This window comes from Bradyrhizobium yuanmingense (assembly GCF_025200905.1).
Classification (GTDB): domain Bacteria; phylum Pseudomonadota; class Alphaproteobacteria; order Rhizobiales; family Xanthobacteraceae; genus Bradyrhizobium; species Bradyrhizobium yuanmingense.
The window spans coordinates 4,814,745-4,830,667 of the sequence record NZ_CP104173.1; the positions used below are offsets into that span (position 1 = coordinate 4,814,745).

At 64.9% G+C, this 15,923-nt stretch carries 13 protein-coding genes and 2 pseudogenes; 6 read left to right on the top strand and 9 right to left on the bottom strand.

The window, feature by feature from the left end:
* Nucleotides 1-58: 58 nt before the first annotated feature.
* Both N2605_RS22830 and N2605_RS22835 read right to left on the bottom strand, forming a co-directional pair.
* Nucleotides 59-838, bottom strand: a complete 780-nt coding sequence (locus N2605_RS22830) for a 2-keto-4-pentenoate hydratase (protein ID WP_225147600.1) — start codon at nt 836-838, stop codon at nt 59-61.
* An 83-nt stretch (nt 839-921) separates the two neighbouring features.
* Nucleotides 922-1,949 (bottom strand): annotated as a pseudogene (locus tag N2605_RS22835) (SDR family oxidoreductase).
* Between N2605_RS22835 and N2605_RS36375 the strand changes: the two are divergent.
* Nucleotides 1,906-2,189, top strand: a pseudogene (locus tag N2605_RS36375) (winged helix-turn-helix transcriptional regulator). The pseudogenes N2605_RS22835 and N2605_RS36375 overlap by 44 nt on opposite strands.
* Before the next feature lie 330 nt (nt 2,190-2,519).
* Here the strand turns inward: N2605_RS36375 and dksA are convergent.
* Together dksA and N2605_RS22850 are read right to left on the bottom strand one after the other, a co-directional pair.
* Complete coding sequence (gene dksA, locus N2605_RS22845) at nt 2,520-2,885, bottom strand: RNA polymerase-binding protein DksA (RefSeq protein WP_085966600.1); 366 nt, start codon at nt 2,883-2,885, stop codon at nt 2,520-2,522.
* 217 nt (nt 2,886-3,102) lie between these two features.
* Entirely contained in the window at nt 3,103-3,714 is a 612-nt protein-coding gene (locus N2605_RS22850) for an NAD(P)-dependent oxidoreductase (protein ID WP_036013109.1), read from the bottom strand.
* Between the two features lie 163 nt (nt 3,715-3,877).
* Here N2605_RS22850 and N2605_RS22855 point away from each other — a divergent pair, with 163 nt between their 5' ends.
* Complete coding sequence (locus tag N2605_RS22855; protein WP_260343275.1) at nt 3,878-4,249, top strand: winged helix-turn-helix transcriptional regulator; 372 nt, start codon at nt 3,878-3,880, stop codon at nt 4,247-4,249.
* A gap of 12 nt (nt 4,250-4,261) precedes the next feature.
* Here the strand turns inward: N2605_RS22855 and N2605_RS22860 are convergent, their stop codons facing one another.
* Nucleotides 4,262-4,675 carry a flagellar assembly protein FliX gene (locus N2605_RS22860; RefSeq protein ID WP_036027923.1) on the bottom strand — a complete coding sequence of 138 codons (414 nt, stop codon included), beginning with the start codon at nt 4,673-4,675 and terminating at the stop codon, nt 4,262-4,264.
* Between the two features lie 283 nt (nt 4,676-4,958).
* Between N2605_RS22860 and N2605_RS22865 the strand changes: the two genes are divergently transcribed.
* The 4 genes from N2605_RS22865 (at nt 4,959) to N2605_RS22880 (ending at nt 7,478) form a co-directional block, all read left to right on the top strand.
* A complete protein-coding gene (locus N2605_RS22865) occupies nt 4,959-6,083 on the top strand; it encodes a flagellar basal body P-ring protein FlgI (RefSeq protein WP_036027924.1) in 1,125 nt (374 codons plus the stop codon).
* Entirely contained in the window at nt 6,083-6,451 is a 369-nt protein-coding gene (flgJ, locus tag N2605_RS22870) for a flagellar assembly peptidoglycan hydrolase FlgJ (RefSeq protein ID WP_225114645.1), read from the top strand. Before N2605_RS22865 ends, flgJ begins: the two co-directional genes overlap by 1 nt.
* 11 nt (nt 6,452-6,462) lie before the next feature.
* The gene (locus tag N2605_RS22875) at nt 6,463-6,960 is read left to right on the top strand and encodes a hypothetical protein (RefSeq protein ID WP_036013118.1); all 498 of its coding nucleotides are present in this window, start codon (nt 6,463-6,465) and stop codon (nt 6,958-6,960) included.
* Nucleotides 6,961-7,118: 158 nt separating this feature from the next.
* Nucleotides 7,119-7,478, top strand: a complete 360-nt coding sequence (locus N2605_RS22880; RefSeq protein ID WP_036013119.1) for a hypothetical protein — start codon at nt 7,119-7,121, stop codon at nt 7,476-7,478.
* A gap of 157 nt (nt 7,479-7,635) precedes the next feature.
* Here the strand turns inward: N2605_RS22880 and flaF are convergent, their stop codons facing one another.
* From flaF to N2605_RS22900, 4 genes are all read right to left on the bottom strand, one after another.
* A complete protein-coding gene (gene flaF / locus N2605_RS22885; RefSeq protein WP_018642830.1) occupies nt 7,636-8,004 on the bottom strand; it encodes a flagellar biosynthesis regulator FlaF in 369 nt (122 codons plus the stop codon).
* A 294-nt stretch (nt 8,005-8,298) separates the two neighbouring features.
* The gene (locus N2605_RS22890; protein WP_036013121.1) at nt 8,299-10,590 is read right to left on the bottom strand and encodes a DUF1522 domain-containing protein; all 2,292 of its coding nucleotides are present in this window, start codon (nt 10,588-10,590) and stop codon (nt 8,299-8,301) included.
* A 220-nt stretch (nt 10,591-10,810) separates the two neighbouring features.
* Nucleotides 10,811-13,090: a DUF1522 domain-containing protein gene (locus N2605_RS22895; protein WP_260343276.1), complete on the bottom strand. Its 2,280-nt coding sequence runs from the start codon at nt 13,088-13,090 to the stop codon at nt 10,811-10,813.
* A 328-nt stretch (nt 13,091-13,418) separates the two neighbouring features.
* A complete protein-coding gene (locus N2605_RS22900) occupies nt 13,419-15,698 on the bottom strand; it encodes a DUF1522 domain-containing protein (RefSeq protein WP_225185480.1) in 2,280 nt (759 codons plus the stop codon).
* Nucleotides 15,699-15,923: the final 225 nt, after the last annotated feature.

The window sequence follows — 15,923 nt, forward strand, 5'->3', positions numbered from 1 at the left end:
GCGGCGTACTGGATTCCCCGCCTTCGCGGAGAATGACTGCGGAGAGGACCAATGCCGCTCACGTAAACTCCGCCTCCACCACGCCGAGCCCGTCCAGCTCCATCCGCACCTTGTCGCCGGCCTTCAGCCACAGCGTCTTCACCAGGCTGCCGGTGAGCACGAGCTGCCCGGCGTGCAGCCCCTTGCCTTCGGCGGCGAGATGGTTGGCGAGCCAGGCGAGCGCGTTGTGGGGATGGCCGAGCACGTCGGCGCCGGTGCCGTGGCTGACCTCCTCGCCGTTGACGATGGCGCGGCCTTTGACCGCCTTGAGGTCCGGCACCAACGAGCGCGGGACCGAGGGACCCAGCACGCAGCCGGCGGCGAAGAAATCGTCGGCGATCAAGGTCGGCGCGCCCATCGTCTCCCATTTCACGTAGCGGTCGTCGACGATCTCGATGGCGGGATGATAGGACTCGACCGCCTCGCCGACCCATTCGGCCGTGAAGGGCGCTTCGCCGGCGGCAAGGTCCCGCTTCAGCCGCACCGCGATCTCGCATTCGACGCCGACGCGGACATAATTGGAGGCGGCGAGCTTGGCGCCGCTGTCATGGACGCCCTTCTGGAACACGCCGCCGCCGCAAGGGTGCGGGATGCCGATATAGTCCTGCATCACCTGGCTGGTGCAGCCGATCTTGTAGCCGACGAGCGGGCCGACATGCGGCAGCAGCAGATCGTGCAGGGTGCGCTGGACCTGATAGCCCTCGGCTTCGTCCGCAGGGGGCCGCTCCAGCGCCGCGAGCGGGGCGTGGTTGCGACGCGCCAGCGCGATCGCCTTTGCGGCTTCGAGAATCTTGTCCATCGGCGCCGCCTCCCACGCTACGCAGTCGCAGGGCGGCACTTCAGCATCCCCGCTCCGGCCTGACAAGCGCGGGCGGCATGCCCTCACCCCTTGACGAGGCCGAGCCGGATCAGGCTCTCGGCGGTCGCAAGGATCGCCTCCTCGTTGGAGCGGGCCTGCCAGCCGAGCAGCGACTTGGCCTTGGCGCTGGTGGAATGCCTGACTTTTCCGAGCATCGGCACGACCGCACGCAGCAGCGAATCCGGCGCGCGGCCAGCCGCACCAGCCAGTCCGGCGCCTGGAGCCACGGAACCCGGCGCGCCCGCGGCCCGAGTTCCCGCCGCAGCACGCGGGCGATGTCGAGGATCGACATCGTCTCGCCGGAGACCGCGATGAAGCGCTCGCCTTTCGCCTCCGGCGCAGTCATCGCCCGCAGGTGCAGCTCGGCGACGTCGCGGACGTCGACCACGCCGAAATAGACCCGCGGCACGGCCGGCATGGCGCCGTCGAGCAGGGATCTGACGATCTCGATCGAGCCGGAAAAGTCCGGCCCCAGCACGGGCCCGAAAATGCCGGCGGGGTTGATCACCGACAGCTCCAGCCCATCGCCCTCGCGCGCGACGAAATCCCAAGCCGCCCGCTCGGCCAGCGTCTTGGACTTGACGTAGGGTTGGCCGTCGACACCGGCGAGATTGGTCCATTCGGTCTCATCGAACGGCTTGTCGCGCGGCGGATGGCCATAGCCGATCGCGCCCAGCGACGAGGTGATGACGACTCTCTTGACACCGGCCGCGCGCGCGGCCCGGAGCACCCGGATCGTTCCGTCGCGGGCGGGGATGATCATCTCGTTCTCGTCCGTGGGGACGGTGGTCGAGAGCGGGGACGCCACATGGAGAACGTAGTCGCAGCCCGCGACCGCCGCCTCCCAGCCGTCGTCCCGGGTCAGATCGGCGGTGACGAAGGCCACGCTCTCGGGCGTCGCCGCCCCGCCCTCGCGCAGCATGGCGAGCACATCGGCTTGGCGCTCCGGCCGTCGCACCGTCGTCCGCACGGCATGGCCGGCGGCCAGAAGCTGCAGGACGACATGGATGCCGACGAAGCCCGACCCGCCGGTGACCAGAACAGTGCTCATGACCCGCATTCCCCTCAAACTGGAGATCCTGTTTGCGCTGATGAACGGCGCGGTTCGTTTCGGCGCCTTGCGTCGATCGGCGGCATCACCCAGCACATGCTGACCACGCAGCTGCGCGAGCTCGAGCAGGACGGCCTCGTGTCGCGCACTGTCTTCGCGGAAAAGCCGTTGAGGGTCGAGTACGAGCTGACCGATGCGGCCCACGGCCTGTTGTTGGCGTTTAAGGAAATATTGAGCTGATCCAGGCTTTATGGGAATGCCCGTCTCGAGACGTCGCAGCAGGCCTGATTGCAGCGATGCTTGATGCAGCTGGATCAGCGTCTCAACTTCAGAGTCGATCTCGTTGATGCGACTCGCAAAATCTCCCGCACCTGAAGTGAAGGCTGTTTCTCATCCGAACTCACGTGAGCTCGGAGCAATCCGGTCTAGCCCGTTGATCGCGATTCACTTTTCGCGATCGCGCTGTCGCCATGGTGGGCGCGACGGCAAGCTATGGGCAATATGCGGAGCATGGCGCGAAATGGCGCCCTGCGTCCAAAAACAAAGAGCCGCATCTCTGCGGCTCGGACCTTATTCGTCGCGATAGACCTTCTCGCGTTTCTCGTGGCGCTCCTGCGCTTCCACCGAGAGCGTCGCGATGGGCCGGGCCTCGAGCCGCTTCAACGAGATCGGCTCGCCGGTTTCCTCGCAATAGCCGTAGGTGTTGTCCTCGATACGCTGGAGCGCGGCATCGATCTTGGCGATCAATTTGCGCTGGCGGTCGCGGGCGCGGAGTTCGATGGCACGGTCGGTTTCGGACGAGGCCCGATCGGCGAGATCGGGGTGGTTCACGTTCTCCTCCTGCAGAGCCTGCAGGGTGAGCTTGGATTCTTTGAGGATCTCATCCTTCCAGGCGAGGAGCTTCAAACGGAAGTACTCCTTCTGCCGGTCGTTCATGAAAGGCTCTTTGTCGGTCGGTCGGTAGTTTTTCAACTTTTCCAAGGGAGGCCTATCTTCTTAAGCAACGACTCGCGGACGGACCGGGGTCCGTTGAGCCGGGCCTTATATAGTGGCCTCCCGTGACAGACAATATTTCCCTCACCGCCCGATCCGCGCCCCCAAGCCCTTGCACAGGAAGGTTTATCCTTGAGGGCTTGGAGGCAGCTGGCCGCCCTTAATAGCCGACCGTGAAGCGCTGCTTCAGGTGGGCCGGCTTTTCGATCTCGTCGGCGAGCGCAATGGCGTAGTCGGCGAAGGTGATCCAGCTCTTGCCGTTCGCATCTGCGAGAAGCTGGTCGGTCCCGAGCCGGAACTTGCCGGTGCGCTCCCCCTCCTCGAACAGCGCCGAGGGCGAGATGAAGGTCCAGTTCAGGTCCTTTTCCTGCCGCAGCAGGTCCAGGAAGGCCGAGCCCGCCTCCGCTTCGGCCTTGTATTGGGCCGGAAAATTGGGAGTCGTGACCAGCTTCACGCCCGGGGCAACCTCGAGGCTCCCGGCGCCCCCCACCACGAGGTAGCGACCGACCTTGGAGTCCTTCGCCGCACCGATCAGCTTGAGCGGATCACTGGCCAGGAAGTGCACGGAACTCACGGCGACGTCGTGACCGGCCCACAGCTTGGCGAGGCCCGCCTGGTCGAGCACATCCCCCTTGGTTGGCGTGACGTTCGGCAGGGCCGCAATCTTTTCCGGGTTCCGGGCGATGGCCGTGACCGTGTGGCCGCGGCGGGACAGTTCCCTGGTGATCTCCGACCCCGCCCGGCCCGAGGCGCCGGCGACTGCGATTTTCATGGAAGGCTCCTTTGCGTCTCTGGTAACTGACAGAGACTAGATATCGCAAAGAATGCTGGTGTTAAGAGAGCACTTTGTGCTTACCTGATTACGCTGAGGTAACTGATCGCGTACAACCGGCACGCGGATGCCACGCAACGGTATGGATTTCCGAGAACCGACGATGAAACCCGACGTCTACGCAGCGAACTGCCCCACCCGCCAAATCCTCGATCGCGTCGGCGACAAATGGGCGGTGCTGATCCTCTTGCTCCTGCGCGAGGAGCCGATGCGCTTCAATCAATTGCGCCGCACGATTGAAGGCATCTCGCAGAAGATGCTGAGCCAGGTGCTCAAGTCGCTCGAACGCGACGGCCTGATCATGCGCCGCGCCATCGCGACCGTGCCAGTGACGGTGGAATATTCGATCACCCAGCTCGGCCTGACACTGGCGGCGGCTGTGGATCCCTTACGCGATTGGGCCGAGCAAAACCTGAAAGACGTGCTTGCCGCCCAGCGCCGCTATGATGCGCAGTTGAAGGAGGAAGCGGCGTAAGAGCCTCCGTGACTACGCCTGCCCGGCCTTCGCCAGTTCGACCTCGACCCGCAGCTCGATCTCGGAGAGCACCGCATCGAGACCGGCATCGCCTGAGGACGATTTCAGGTGGGCCGCCGCATCACGCAGCCGCATCACGGTCGAGGCGTCGAGATTGCCGGACAACAGGCCCATCTTGAGATCGTCGAGCACGTCGAGCGCAGTCCTGCCGCGGGCGACCGAGCGCTTGCGGCGCTCGACCGGATCCTCCTCGACACCCTGCAACGCTAGCAGCGCATCGATGTTGGCGGCCGCCTTCGGTGCGGCAGCGCTCCGCGTCTCCTGCGCCGATGAGGTGTCGGGCAGCACGAAACTGCCGGAGCCCGTCCGCTTGGCCTGGCTGGCCGGCGTGCCAAGCGTCGTACCGTTCGGTCCGTAGATGCGCATCGGAAAGAATCCGGGTGATCGATGCCTCACCTTCGCTGTCTTATGGTTAACGGTGCGTAAACGGCCCGGCAAAATCTGCCGACAGGCGGCAGTTTCGCTCCCCAGGGCGAACGAGTGCTGACAGCGGACGCAACAGATTTATTCAAGCTATTCAGCCACCTAGCTCGCCACCAGGCGTTGGCACAGCGCTCGCAAGGAAAGCGCCGGACCAGCTCGTCATGGGAGTGTCGTGCAAGTCCTGTCCGATTTGAGGGGCCTTTTCTAGGGGCCTTGGGGAGCAGAGATGCCAGGCGTTCGTTGGGTGAGGATTGTTGGGTTGGCCTGCGCCGCGCTGTCGGCGCTGGCGCTGTCGGTCACCTCGGCGGCGGCGACCTCGCGCATCAAGGACCTCGCCAATATCGAGGGCGTGCGGCAGAACCAGCTCATCGGTTATGGCCTCGTCGTCGGCCTCAACGGCACCGGCGACACGCTCAACAACATCCCCTTCACCAAGCAGTCGCTGCAGGCGATGCTCGAGCGCATGGGCGTCAATATCCGCGGCGCCACCATCCGCACCGGCAACGTCGCCGCCGTCATGGTCACGGGCAACCTGCCGGCCTTCGCCACTCAGGGCACGCGCATGGACGTCACGGTGTCCGCGCTCGGCGACGCCAAGAACCTCCAGGGCGGCACCCTGCTGGTCACCCCCCTGCTCGGCGCCGACGGCAACGTCTATGCGGTGGCGCAGGGCTCGCTCGCGATCTCCGGCTTCCAGGCCGAGGGCGAGGCGGCCAAGATCGTGCGCGGCGTGCCAACGGTGGGACGCATCGCCAACGGCGCCATCATCGAGCGCGAGATCGAGTTCGCGCTCAACCGGCTGCCGAACGTCCGCCTGGCGCTGCGCAACCCCGACTTCACGACGGCCAAGCGCATCGCGGCCGCAATCAACGACTATCTCGGCGTCAAGACCGCCGAGCCGATCGATCCCTCGACGGTGCAGCTGTCGATCCCGCCCGAGTTCAAGGGCAACGTCGTCGCTTTCCTCACCGAGATCGAGCAGCTCCAGGTCGACCCTGATCTCGCCGCCAAGATCGTCATCGACGAACGCAGCGGCATCATCGTGATGGGCCGCGACGTCCGCGTCGCCACCGTCGCGGTGGCGCAGGGCAACCTCACGGTCACCATCTCCGAGAGCCCGCAAGTGAGCCAGCCCAATCCGCTGTCACGCGGCCGCACCGTGGTCGCGCCGCGCAGCAGCGTCACCGTCACCGAGGACGGCAAGAAGCTGGCGCTCGTCAAGGACGGCGTCTCGCTCCAGCAGCTCGTCGACGGCCTCAACGGCCTCGGCATCGGCCCCCGCGACATGATCAGCATCCTCCAGGCGATCAAGGCCGCCGGCGCCATCGAAGCCGACATCGAGGTGATGTGATGCAGACCAGCGCGATCAACCCCCCTCGCCTCGCCACCAATTCGGCCTTCTCGGTCGAGAGCCGCAACGGCCGGCCGGACTTCGAGCTCGCCGCGGCGCTGCAAAAGGTCTCGCCGCAGCAACAGGCCAAGGCCCAGAAGACCGCCACCGACTTCGAGGCAATGTTCCTCAACAGCATGTTCGCGCAGATGACCTCGGGCCTGAAAGGCGAAGGCCCGTTCGGCGACACGCCCGGCACCGGCGTATGGCGCTCGATGCTGACCGAGCAATATTCCAAGAACTTCGCCCAGGCCGGCGGCGTCGGCATCGCCAGCGACGTCTACCGTACCCTCATCCTGCAGCAGGCCAAAACGATCCGCACGGCATAAGGTCAAACGAGATGAACCATTTCAACGCCTCACGTCAGCCGATGCAGGCCCAGCGCCCGGGCAGCGCGCCCGTCAGCAGCGAGGCGCGCAAGCTCGCCGAAGGCCTAATGGACGCGATGAGCGCCCTGCTCGGATTGATCGAGCGCGAGACAGAGCTCGTCCGCGCCGGCAAGGTCCGCGAGGCGATGACGCTCGAGGGCAAGAAGCAGGAATTGTCGCGCAGCTACGTCAGCGCAGTCGGCCAGCTGAAGGCAAACCAGGACCAGCTCGCGAAGTCCGCGCCGGAGCTCCTCTCGACGCTGCATCGCCACCACGATGCGTTCCGCGCGATGCTCCAGGTCAATCTCACCGTGCTCGCGACCGCGCACGCGGTTTCCGAAAGCGTCGTGCGCGGCGTCAACGCCGAGATCCAGAAGCGCAACGTGCCGAACACCTATACCGCCGCCGGGCGCAGCGCAGCGCCAGGTCCGCGCCATATCACGCCGCTTGCGGTCAGCCGCTCGCTCTGAGCAGCACGAGAACAACCGACAATTTTAGGAAAAACCGCGCGGCGATGGCGTCGCGCGGTTAGGCACGTTTCCTTACCGGGTGTTCAGTCCTGGTGTTCCATGCTTGCGTGATTAGAGGGGTTGGGATTTGACTCACGTAAGGCAACCAGGAGGCTGCCATGAGTACAGATTTCAGCATCAGGCCGGTGGGGATCCCGGCCCCCGTGCAGATCGTACCGACGTCGAATTCGGCGGCGAACGATGCTGTGCAAACTGATCTTCCGGTGAGGCAAACGGTCGCCGCGAGCGATACGAGCGCGCCGGTGCGCAATGATTTGCCGAACCACGAGAACATCTCGCGCCAGGTCGTGTTCGACCAGGCGGCCGCGTCCTTCGTCTTTCAGGTCGTCAACGACAAGACCGACACGGTGGTGAACCAGTTCCCTGACGAGGCGATGCTCCGCCGGCGTGCCTATTTCCACGCACTGGACATGAAGTCCGAGCCCTCGCGTCCGCTCAGCACGGATCTCAGCGCCTAACGATCACGCGATCGATGCCGATGTTTCTGCTCTGCGTCTGGCCGTCATCGGTCAGCGCGGAGTTCGCGTGCCGAGGCAAGACCACTGGCCGCGATCAGCTCCTGCCTAAATTGCGAGTTTCGCCGATGTGCTCGTGATGCGACCATCACGAATTCCGTCACGGCCGTCCGGACAGCCCTGCCGCGATATTGCGGTTGATCTCGATCAGCGGACGGAAGTGATCGAACTGCGGGCTCATCTGCAGCGCGGCGGTCTGGCTCAACACGAACACGCTGATGTTGGCGATCTTCTGCCGGACGTCGATCGGCTGCGGATTGCTGTCGCGCATCGCCTCGCTCAGGAAGATGGTCCAGAGCTTGCGGTTGAACATCAGGGCCTGCATGGTCTGCTCGCTGAGCGGATCGGCGTTGTTCACCGCGTCCTGGAGCTTGTTGGCGGCCTTGAGCAGAGTCTGCGCCTCGATGTCGCGAGGAGATGCGGTGGTGGTTGCAACACGCGCATAAGCCGAGGCAGCGGAATTCGACATCAATCACACCCTGGAGGTTACCTAGCGCGTTGTACGCGCTTAAGGATTTCTTTCCCAACCCTAGGCAGCACCGCTTAAGATTTGCTTACGTATCGTGCTTGGAAGTACTCCGCAGAATTACGGGGCACGGAGTCCTTCGTCAGCGCAACGCTAGATCTACGCACGCACGATGTAAACTCGCCTGGCGTGATCCGCGTCGATCTCGGCTAATCTCGACTTAGCGATCTTCCTCAAAAGAACGGCGGAGCATCAGCTCCGCCGCGTAATCTCGAATAGCGAAGTTGCGCTGCGGAATTAGCGGAGCAGTTGCAGCACGCTCTGTTGCGACTGGTTGGCCAGCGACAGCGCGGAGACCGCGATCGACTGGCGCGTCGACAGCGCCTGGCTGTTCGCCGCTTCCTCATTGGTGTCGGCAAGCGTCAGGTTGGCTGAGCCGGTCTGCAGCACGTTGATCAGGTTCTTGGAGAAGTCCTGACGCACCTGCACGATCGACAGGTTCGAACCGAGCGTGGAGCCTTGCGAACGCAACGTGCTCGAGGCCGCGTTCAGGCTGGCCAGCACCCTGTTGGTGGCACCGTTGTCGATGAAATCGACGCCGTTGACGAGATTGCTGAGACCGAGGCCCGCCGCATTGAACACCACGCCGTTGATGCTCAGCGTGGAGCTGCCGGTCTCGTTGAAGACCAGCTTCAGCGTGTCGCCATTGAGCAGGTTGACGCCGTTGAAGGAGGAGTCCTGCGAGGTCGTGTCGATCTGGGCCAGAATGTTGTTGAACTGGTTGACCAGGTTGGAGCGCGCGGTCTGCGCCACGGGATCCTGGACCGGCGGCTGCGCGGTGGTGAAGGCGAGAACGCCGGTGATCGTGCCGCCGACCGCGCCGCCCGCGATCGTCGAGCCGAGCGTCGAAGAGGCGTATTCATTGACGGTGGTCACCGTGAGCACGCCGTTGGCATCGATCGTGGCCGTCAGGTGATTGGCCTGAAGCTGCGCGTTGAGTTGGTCAAGCGTCTTGACGGTGCCGTTGGTGCCGTCGCCGAAGGTGACGTTGACAGGCGTGCCGCCGTTGAAGGAGGTGAAGGTCAGGGTCTTGCCGCTGATGCCGCCGACGCCCGAAGTGCGCGCCGCGGTGAAGGCCGTCGCCGTTCCCGTGTTGCCGCTGAGGCCGAAGGCGCTGAGCGCATTGCCGGTGCCGGTGATCGACAGGTCGGCATTGATGCCGGTCGAGAGCGCAAGCTGACCGCTGCTGTTGACCGACGACGGGATCTGGCCCGCGGTGGTCGAGATGGTTGCCGCGCCGTTGAAGATGCTGGCGGTCTTGACGCCGGTGGCGAGGTCGACCGCGTTAAGCAGATCGGTCAGCGTCGCGCTCTGGATGTAGACCGTCGAGTTACCGTTGCCGTCTGTGACGACGTTGCCGCTGACGCCATAGCCGGTGGCCACGCTCGCTGTCGATTGCGGCGTCTGCGCGTTCTTGAAGGTGATGGTCTTGCCGCCGATGTTCAGCGTCGAGCCGTCCTGGACCAGGGTGCCGAGCGAACCCGCGGTCGTCGAGCGGTTCGCGGTCACGTTCGCGTTGCCCGCGCCGGTCGCGGACGTCAGGCCGAGTGCTTTGAGGAAGTCGGCCTTGCCCGTCACGCTCAGATCGGCGCCGGTCGAGCTCTTCAACGTAACCGCGCCTGCCGTGATGGAGGATGCGACCTGAAGCGTGCCGACGGGACCCGCCGCACCGCTGACGGCGACGGTCGCCGCGCCTGCGCTGATGGTTGCGGTCTTGACGCCGCTGGCGAGGTCGATGGCGGTGAGGACGTCGTTGACGGTCGCTAGGGGCGCCGCCGCCGTTCCCTGATAAATGATCGAATTGCCGTTGCCATCGGTGGCGATGTGCCCGCTGGCGTCGAGGCCCCAGCCGGTCGGCTGGGCGCTCGGAGCAACGCCGGTGCGGAAGGTGATGGTCTTGCCGTTCACCGTGATGGTGTCGCCGTCCGCGGGCGGCGTGCCGAAGGTGGTCGATGCCGTGGTGCCGACCAGCGTCGCCGTGCCGGACAGCGCGGTGGTGCCGTCGGCCGCGAGCGCGGCCGTACCTGTGAAGGTGCCGGCGCTCGAACCGAGCGAGGCGCCGAGTGCGGCAGTTCCCGTGACCGGGGTCACGCCGCCGGCCGCGCCGGTATAGAGCACGTTGCTCTTCGCGGTCGCACTCGCATAGGAGGTCGTGCCGCGCAGGTCGGCCGGGGTCGCGCCGGGAATCGTGGTGGAGACGTTCGACTTGGTGGAATAGCCGACCGTGGTCTGCAGCGCCTGGTTGGCGATCGACTTGGCGCTGTCGATCAGTTTCTGCAGCGAGGTGATGCCTGTGTTGGCGGCCTGCAACACCTGGACGCCGTTATTGATGCCGTCGAGCAGGTTGCTGATGTCGCTCGCCCGGTTGTCCAGCCCCTGCGCCGTGAAGAAGTTGGTGGGATTGTCGAGCGCCGTGTTGACCTTCTTGCCGGTCGACAGCCGCTCCTGCGTCGTGGCCAGCAAGTCGGCCGTCGACTGCAGCGACAACAGGTTCTGGCGAACTGACGCCGAGAGAACGATGTTGGACATTGGCGAGTCTTCCTCTTGAACCGGATACGAATCGGCCGCGCGGACTGGAAAGCCGGCCTTTTGTCCAGTTTTAGGAGGTGTCCTTTAAAGTATGGTTAACGGCGGTTTAAGGGATAGGGTTAACCGCCGATGAACGCCCCTGCCCGCCCCCGGACGCAAAGAAAAAGCGGCGGGGCCAAGGCCCCGCCGCTCGATTTTAGTCAGTGATTTCAGCCGCTTGTTAGCGGAGCAGCTGCAGCACGCTCTGCTGCGACGTGTTGGCCAGCGACAGCGCGGAGACCGCGATCGACTGGCGGGTCGACAGCGCCTGGCTGTTGGCCGCCTCGACATTGGTGTCGGCCAGCGTGAGGTTGGACGAGCCGGTCTGCAGCACGTTGATCAGGTTCTTGTTGAAGTCCTGACGGATCTGCACCACCGAGAGGTTCGAGCCGAGGCTCGAGGCCTGCGAGCGCAGCGTGCTCGATGCGGCGTTGAGGTTGGTCAGCACCCGGTTGGCGGCGGCGTTGTCGATGAAGTCGACGCCGACCGTCAGCGAGGCGAGGCCGAGACCCTTGGAATTGTAGGTCACGCCCGTGATGTTCAGGCTCGACTTGGCGGTCTCGTCGAACACCAGCTTGAGCTGGTCGCCGTTCAAGAGGTTGACGCCGTTGAACGAGGAGTCCTGCGCGGTGGTGTCGATCTGGTTGAGGATATTGTTGAACTGAGTCACCAGATTGGCACGCGCCGTCTGGGCAACGCCATCCTGGACAGGCGTGGAAGCGGTCGAGAAGGTCAGGGCCGAGGTGAGCGTGCCGCCGATCGCACCGCCGGCAGCCGTCGAGCCGAGCGTCGAGGACGCATAGTCGTTGGAGGCGGTGATGGTCAGCAGGCCGTTGGCGTCGATCGTTGCGGACAGGTTGTTGGCCTGCAGCTTGGTGTTGAGTTGATCGAGCGTCTTGATCGTGCCGTTGGTGCCGTCGCCGAAGGTGACGTTGACCGCCGTGCCGCCGTTGAAGGAGGTGAAGGTCAGGGTCTTGCCGGCGATGCCGCCGATACCGGAGGTGCGTGCCGCGGTGAACGCGGTCGCATTACCGGTGTTGCCGGCGAGGCCGAACACGTTCAGCGCATTGCCGGTGCCGGTGATCGACAGATCAGCGTTGACGCCGGTCGAGATCTTGAGCTGACCGGACGTATTGATCGTCGAGTTGGACTGGCCGGTGGCCGTCGCAAGCGTGGCAACGCCGGCGGCGCTGATGGTCGCGGTCTGCACGCCGGTGGCGAGGTCGATCGCCTTCAGCACGTCGTTGACCGTACCGGCCTGCAGATAGACGGTCGAGTTGCCGTTGCCGTCGGTGACGACGTTGCCGTTGACACCGAAGCCGCTCGGAACGCTGGGAGCACCGGTCGAGCCCGGAACCGGCGCGTTCTTGAAGGTGATGACGTGACCGTTGACGTTCAGCGTCGAACCGTCGGTGATCGTCGCACCCAGCGAAGCCGCGCTCGTGGTCCGGTTGACGTTGACAGTGGCGTTGCCTGCACCTGTCGACGTCGTCAGGGCGAGAGCCTTGAGCAGGTCGGCCTTGCCGGTGACGCTCAGATCCGCGCCTGTCGAGCTCCTCAGCGTGACGGCGCCCGCAGCGACGGTCGAAGCGGTCTGGCCGTTGCTCGTGGCGATCGTCGCCGCACCCGAGGTGATCGAGACCGTCTTGACGCCGCTGGCGAGATCGATCGCGCTCAACAGGTCGTTGACGGTCGCGGCCGGAGTGCCGGCGGTGCCGAGATAGACGGTGCTGTTGCCGTTGCCGTCGGTGACGATGTTGCCGCTGACGCCCGAGCCGGCCGAAACGGAGGACGCGCCCGGAGCCGAGCCGCTGCGGAAGGTGATGGTCTTGCCGTTCACGGTCAGCGTGTCGCCGTCGGCAGGCTGGGCGTTGCCGGCGAGGCCGGTCGCGGTCGTGCCGTTGGTGGCGATCAGGGTCATGGTGCCGGTCAGCGCCGTGGTGCCGTCGCCGGCCGTTGCGCCCGTGCTGGCGAAGACGCCGATGGTGGCGCCGAGCGTGCTGGTGCCGTTCGCCGCCGTGGTGCCGCCGGCGGTGCCGTTATACAGCACGTTGCTGCTCGCCGTCGCGCTGGCGAACGAAGTCGTGCCGCGCAGGTCCGCCGCCGTCGCACCGGCGATCGTGGTCGAAACGTTCGACTTGGTGGAGTAGCCGACGGTGGTCTGCAGCGCCTGGTTGGCGATCGACTTGGCGCTGTCGATCAGCTTCTGCAGCGAGGTCAGGCCGGTGTTGGCAGCCTGCAGCACCTGCACGCCGTTGGCGATGCCGTCGAGCAGATTGTTGATGTCGCTGGCGCGGTTGTCGAGCGACTGGGCCGTGAAGAAGTTGGTGGGATTGTCCAGGGCCGAGTTGACGCTCTTGCCGGTCGACAGACGGTTCTGTGTGGTGGCGAGAAGATCGGCGGTGGACTGGAGAGACAGGAGGTTCTGACGAACCGACGCAGAGAGAACAATACCGGACATGACTCTTACCCTTCTGGCTTACGCGTCTTCGTTCGATCGCTTCCGGATCGAGTGACGGCGCCAGCGTGCCGTGACATGGCTAACAAAGGGTGAAACGCACGAAGCCCGCATAAGCGCCGGTTCACCATAAGCGGGGCGAACGTGCGGGCACGGCCTGCAATCCATCTGAAATCATTGGCAATTCCTGGTGCTTACGCTCCATTAACCATAACCGCTGGTTACTTTTCCAGCGCCGGCTGCCCTCTCGAAATCTCCGAGCCCTGCGCAAAAAGAAAGCGGCGGGGCCGAAGCCCCGCCGCCGGATCTTGCTTGCGATGTCGTCCGCGACTTAGCGGAGCAGCTGCAGCACGCTCTGCTGCGACTGGTTGGCCAGCGACAGCGCGGAGACCGCGATCGACTGACGGGTCGACAGCGCCTGGCTGTTGGCCGCCTCGACGTTGGTGTCGGCCAGCGTCAGGTTGGACGAGCCGGTCTGCAGCACGTTGATCAGGTTCTTGTTGAAGTCCTGACGAACCTGCACGATCGTCAGGTTCGAGCCGAGGCTCGAGGCCTGCGAGCGCAGCGTGCTCGAGGCGGCGTTGAGGTTGGTCAGCACCTTGTTGGTGGCAGCGTTATCGATGAAGTCGACACCGCTGGTCAGCGAGGCGAGGCCCAGACCCTTGGAGTTGTAGGTCACGCCGGTGATGCTGAGGCTCGACTTTGCAGTCTCGTCGAACACCAGCTTGAGCTGGTCGCCGTTCAAGAGGTTGACGCCGTTGAACGAGGAGTCCTGTGCGGTCGAGTCGATCTGGTTCAGGATGTTGTTGAACTGAGACACCAGATTGGCACGCGAGGTCTGGGCAACCGTATCCGCGACGGGGCTGGAAGCCGTCGAGAACGTCAGCGACGAGGTCAGCGTGCCGCCGATCGCACCACCCGCGGCGCTCGAACCGATGGTCGAGGACGCGTAGTCGTTGGTGGTCGAGATCGTCAGCAGGCCGTTGGCGTCGATCGTCGCCGACAGGTTGTTGGCCTGCAGCTTGGTGTTGAGCTGATCGAGCGTCTTGACCGTGCCGTTGGTGCCGTCGCCGAAGGTGACGTTGACCGCCGTGCCGCTGTTGAAGGAGGTGAAGGTCAAGGTCTTGCCGCTGATGCCGCCGATGCCGGAGGTGCGCGCCGCGGTGAAGGCGGTCGCCGTTCCGGTGTTGCCGGCAAGGCCGAGCGCGTTCAGCGCATTGCCCGTGCCGGTGATCGACAGGTCGGCATTGACGCCAGTGGACAGCTTCAGCTGGCCCGAGGCGTTGATCGACGAGTTGGTCTGGCCGGAGGCCGTCGCAAGCGTGGCAGCGCCGGCGGCGCTGATGGTCGCGGTCTGCACGCCGGTGGCAAGGTCGATCGCCTTCAAGACGTCGTTGAGCGTGCCGCCCTGCAGATAGACGGTCGAGTTGCCGGCGCCGTCGGTGAGGACGTTACCGTTCGCACCATAGCCGGTCGGAATGCTCGGCGCACCGGTCGAGCCCGGGATCGGCGCATTCTTGAAGGTGATGACTTTACCGTTGACGTTCAACGTCGACCCGTCGGTGATCGTCGCACCCAGCGAGGCCGCGCTGGTGGTCCGGTTGACGTTGACGGTGGCGTTGCCGCCGCCCACCGACGTGGTCAGGGCGAGAGCCTTGAGCAGGTCGGCCTTGCCGGTGACGCTCAGATCCGCACCTGTCGAGCTCCTCAGCGTGACAGCGCCCGCAGCGACGGTCGAAGCGGTCTGGCCGTTGCTCGTGGCGATCGTCGCCGCACCCGAGCTGATCGAGACCGTCTTGACGCCGCTTGCCAGATCGATCGCGCTCAACAGGTCGTTGACGTTCGCTGCCGGCGTGCCGGCGGTGCCGAGATAAACGGTGCTGTTGCCGTTGCCGTCGGTGACGATGTTGCCGCTGACGCCCGAGCCGGTCGGAACGCCGGTCGCGCCCGGAGCCGAGCCGCTGCGGAAGGTGATGGTCTTGCCGTTCACGGTCAGCGTGTCGCCGTCGGCAGGCTGGGCGTTGCCGGCGAGGCCGGTCGCGGTCGTGCCGTTGGTGGCGATCAGGGTCATGGTGCCGGTCAGCGCCGTGGTGCCGTCACCGGCCGTTGCGCCCGTGCTGGCGAAGACGCCGATGGTGGCGCCGAGCGTCGTGGTGCCGGTCGCCGCGGTGGTGCCGCCGGCCGCGCCGCTATACACGACGTTGCTGTTCGCCGTCGCGCTGGCGTAGGAGGTCGTGCCACGCAGGTCGGCCGCCGTCGCACCGGAGATCGTGGTCGAGACGTTGGACTTGGTGGAGTAACCGACGGTGGTCTGCAGCGCCTGGTTGGCGATCGACTTCGCAGAGTCGATCAGCTTCTGCAGCGAGGTGATGCCGGTGTTGGCAGCCTGCAGCACCTGCACGCCGTTGGCGATGCCGTCGAGCAGGTTGTTGATGTCGCTGGCGCGGTTGTCGAGCGACTGGGCCGTGAAGAAGTTGGTGGGATTGTCCAGGGCCGAGTTGACGCTCTTGCCGGTCGACAGACGGCTCTGGGTGGTGGCGAGAAGATCGGCGGTGGACTGGAGGGAGAGCAGGTTCTGACGAACCGACGCGGAGAGAACGATACCGGACATTGAGTGTTACCCTTCTGGTACGCAACGCAACAAAACTTCGATTAGGATTAATCGATGGCCGGGACGGTGAACGTTGTGGGCTAACAAAGCATGAAGCGAGTCGCGCCAGGCCCTCCACCGATTCACCATGTGCGCATCCGGAGCCTCAGCGTTCTCACCCATATCGTCATGATAGGACGGTGCTTTTCCGTGCACCGATGAGGCATTTGCGACTTGTCAACCATA